Origin of the sequence: Devosia sp. (assembly GCF_041917035.1) — a bacterium.
Taxonomy (GTDB): Bacteria; Pseudomonadota; Alphaproteobacteria; order Rhizobiales; family Devosiaceae; genus Devosia_A.
This window is the reverse complement of sequence record NZ_JAYRYM010000328.1, coordinates 1-3,487: the sequence shown is the minus strand read 5'-3', so window position 1 is coordinate 3,487 and position 3,487 is coordinate 1. Positions and strand designations below refer to the sequence as shown.

Sequence of the window (3,487 nt, the reverse complement as noted above, 5' to 3'; positions counted from 1 at the left end):
CGAAGCCGAACGCGCTGTAGCACAGCACGATGCCCAGGTTCCCGCTCGCGACCGCCGGCGGTGGGGGCTTCGGCGCGTCGGGCGTGCCGGCAGGGCTCGCCGCGGCGGATTGCCCGCGCAGACGCCACATGACATGGACGGCGCCGACGACGGCGAGCAGCCCGAGCTCCACCCACAGCACCGCGGCCGCCTGTGCGCCGCCCAGCCAGGTCAGTACACCCGTGGCCGCGATGCCCACGCCCACCCCGGTGTAGATCCATCCGCCCAGCGAGGTCGAACTCCGCCGCGCCAGTTCGGGCAGGCACCAACTGCTGGCGCACACGAGCACCCAGGCGCTGAAGACGCCCGCGCTCGCCCGCAGGGCCAAGCCGAGCCACGGCAAGGCGGCGTTACCCCAAGCCATCGCCAGGGTGGTCGCGGCGACGCCGAGCAACCCGACCTGCAAGCCCAGCCGGGGACTGCGCGCGAACCACGAGGCGCTGATCGCACCGAGCAGGTAGCCGACGTAGTTCGCCGTCGCCCATTCCGTCCCGGTGACGGTATTCAGGCTGCCATCGCGCACCATGAGCGGCATCAGCGGCGTAAATGCGAAGCGACCGATGCCCATCGCGATGGCCAGCGCAAGGAGGCCGATGAAGACGATGGCGCCCGGCGACAGAGACGACGGAGGATTTTTTTCCATGGCGGGATTAGACGCTCGTCGGATAGAATCGAATAGTGAATTTTTAAGAAATAACGTTCTCGATATGAGAAGGATCAGCCTGGAAGACCTGCACATCTTCCGATGTGTGGCGGTGGAAGGCGGTGTGCTGCGTGCGGCGGCCCGGCTCAATCGCGTGCCTTCCAACGTCACGACCCGCATCAAGCAGTTCGAGTCCCGACTGGGTACGCAACTCTTTCGGCGGCAAGGACGGAACGTGGTGCTCACCGATGCGGGTCATCGCCTGCTCGGGCACGCCGAGCGCCTGTTGCGGCTGGCCGACGAAGCCGAGGAGGACCTCTGCAGCGGGGTAGTCGCGGGCTCGCTGCGCCTGGGCTCGCTGGAGAGTGCGGCCAGCGTGCGCCTGCCGCCCATCCTCTCGCGGTACCACGCCGCGCATCCCCGAACGCACGTGGAGCTGCAGACCGGAACGACCGCGGCGCTGCTGCGGCGACTCGACAATCACCAGATCGACGCCGCCTTCGTCTCCGAACCCTTCGACAAGGGAAGCCTCTCGGCCGTGGCCGTCTTCGCGGAAGAGCTGGTCCTCATCACCGCGCGAGGCGGCCCCCGCATCGGCGGTGCGCAGGATCTCGCCGACCAGACGGTCGTCGCCTTTCCGCATGGCTGCTCATACCGGCGCCTGCTGGTCGACTGGTTCGCCGCGGCCGGCGTCACCCCGCGCCGGTTCCTCGACCTCGGCTCCTACCATGCTATCGTGGCCTGCGTCGCGGCCGGAACCGGCGTCGCCATCATGCCGGCGAGCGTCCTCGACAATGCCGTCATGGGCGATTCGATCCAACGCCACGAACTGCCGGAGGCGATGCGGACGAACCGGACGAACCTGGTCTGGGCGGGCGAGCCCGGCGGGCCACTGAGCGCGCTGCTGGAGCTGCTGCGGGTCGGCGCCCAGGCTGGTGCCTGCGGGCGCCATGGTCGAACAAGCAAGTCGATGCCTTGAGGCCCGCCCGGCATCCCCGCCGACGTCGACCTCCGCGAGAGGCCGCGCCAGGGCCTCGGCCGCAACGAGCTCGCCATCGGCGACCGGGTTGGCTTCGTCGGCCGCGACCACCAGGAGCGCAGCGGCTGCGTCATCCGCCTTAACGACAAGACCGTCACCCTCGATTGCGCGGGGCAGCAATGGCGCGTGGCGTACAGCCTGCCCTACCGCGTGGTCGATGCCGACCCGGTGATGATGGACGGGGTCGAGATCCTCGGGCCGGCAAGGTAGCGGCGGGGGTGTCGACGAGGGAAGTGATCGCGCCGCCGGTGCCCTCGACGGCGAATGCGGGCGGATAGGAACACGGATACGGGAGGATGAATCGACGATGAAGCTGATCGAAACATTGCAGGACGAACACGTGCTGATCGATCAGGTGCTCGGATCGTTTCGCGCGTTCGTAGACGGATTCATCGATGGCACCGCGGACCCGGACGACGGCGGACGCTTCGCCGCGTTTTTCACCGAGTTCGCCGGCCATTTCCATCACGATCGCGAGGAGCGGGTGTTCCTCAATGCGCTCGTCACCGACGCGGAACTCCCGGGCGACCGCGGACCGGTGTACGCCGTGCTGCACGAGCACGCCGAGATGGCGGCGTGGCTGTGCGAGATGCTGCCGATTCTCGAACAGCGGCCGCCGTCCGAGGACGACCGTGTTCGGCTGCGCGCGCTGGCAACTCGCTACTCGCACGCGCTCTGGCGTCATATCGACGCGGAGAATTCCGTCCTCTACCCGGAGGGCGTCAAGCGGCTTCGTCGCAGCGGCGTTGCCGAATTGCCGGATCGGCCGATGAGCGAGGCAGAGGCGGCCGCGCGTGAGGGCGCCGCGGCCCTGCTCGTCCGTTACCCGCCGGTCGAGGACTTCGCGCTCACGCGCGGTGACGGTTGCTTCATGTGCCGGGCCCATGGCGAGACCTGCGACGGACTGGAGGCCGAGTGGTGGACCGAGATCGAGTGGGAGGAGTTTTACCTCGGCTGACGCCAGTACTGAAACGCCTCGTCCGCAATGACCCGAGCTGCTGCGCGGGCAAGCCCTCGAGTACTTCGACACCCGGGCCAACACCGCGCGCAGCGGCCAGCTTCTGGAGCTGAGGCGCAAACAGGCCCTGGTGCTCGACACCGCCACCGGCCAGCGCTGGCTGATCCCCTACGCTGCGATCAATCCCGACGGCGCCGACGTCGACATCCGCGAGAAGCCGCGCCAGGGCCTGGGGCGCAATGAGGTCGCCATCGGCGATCGCGTCGGCTTCGTTGGCCGCGACCAGCAGGTGCGCAAGGCACTGAGGACATGCGGTAGGCGCCCTGCGCTGCAAAGCGCAGATGTAAAGCAGGCGCTCACCACCGAAGCGCGGGGATCATCACCCCCACACTTGTAGAGAATATCGTCATTTTTCGACACGACCCGATATCATGTCGATTCCGTCGACACGTCCCATCGACGTGCCGATGAATCATCCAGATATCGACACATGCTCTTCGACCCGCGCAAGCCATACAACGACCTCCCTGCCCTTCCCCCTCAGGCGGAAGTCGAGTCGCGGGCCATCCTGAAGGCTTGCAGCTCGACATCCCGGTGCTCTACCTGTCCAAAGCCATCATCGAAGCCAGGCAGGACTACTACCGCCTCCTGCTGAACGTCAGCCGGGATGCCGCCTGGGAGCCGTGGATACTGTTCATGCTCGACGCGGTCCGCAGTACCGCGCAATGGACGACGTCCCGGATCAAGGCCATCAGAGCGCTCATCGACGACACAGCCGAACGGATGAAGCGCGACGCGCCCGGCATCT

At 67.3% G+C, this 3,487-nt stretch carries 4 protein-coding genes and 1 pseudogene; 4 read left to right on the top strand and 1 reads right to left on the bottom strand.

The annotated features are described in order from the left end of the window. On the bottom strand, positions 1-682 hold a 682-nt coding region (locus tag ACE3TU_RS20410), incomplete at its 3' end, for a YbfB/YjiJ family MFS transporter (protein WP_374627591.1). On the opposite strand from ACE3TU_RS20410, the gene ACE3TU_RS20405 reads away from it, so the two are divergent. The 4 genes and pseudogenes from ACE3TU_RS20405 to ACE3TU_RS20390 all read left to right on the top strand — a co-directional run. After that, entirely contained in the window at positions 633-1,661 is a 1,029-nt protein-coding gene (locus ACE3TU_RS20405) for a LysR substrate-binding domain-containing protein (protein WP_374627589.1), read from the top strand. The two genes, ACE3TU_RS20410 and ACE3TU_RS20405, sit on opposite strands and share 50 nt — an antisense overlap. 367 nt (positions 1,662-2,028) lie before the next feature. Beyond that, positions 2,029-2,679: a hemerythrin domain-containing protein gene (locus ACE3TU_RS20400; protein WP_012584255.1), complete on the top strand. Its 651-nt coding sequence runs from the start codon at positions 2,029-2,031 to the stop codon at positions 2,677-2,679. Between the two features lie 130 nt (positions 2,680-2,809). Further along, positions 2,810-3,076, top strand: a complete 267-nt coding sequence (locus tag ACE3TU_RS20395; protein ID WP_374627587.1) for a hypothetical protein — start codon at positions 2,810-2,812, stop codon at positions 3,074-3,076. 179 nt (positions 3,077-3,255) lie between these two features. Continuing rightward, positions 3,256-3,487, top strand: a pseudogene (locus ACE3TU_RS20390) (Fic family protein); the annotation flags it as partial.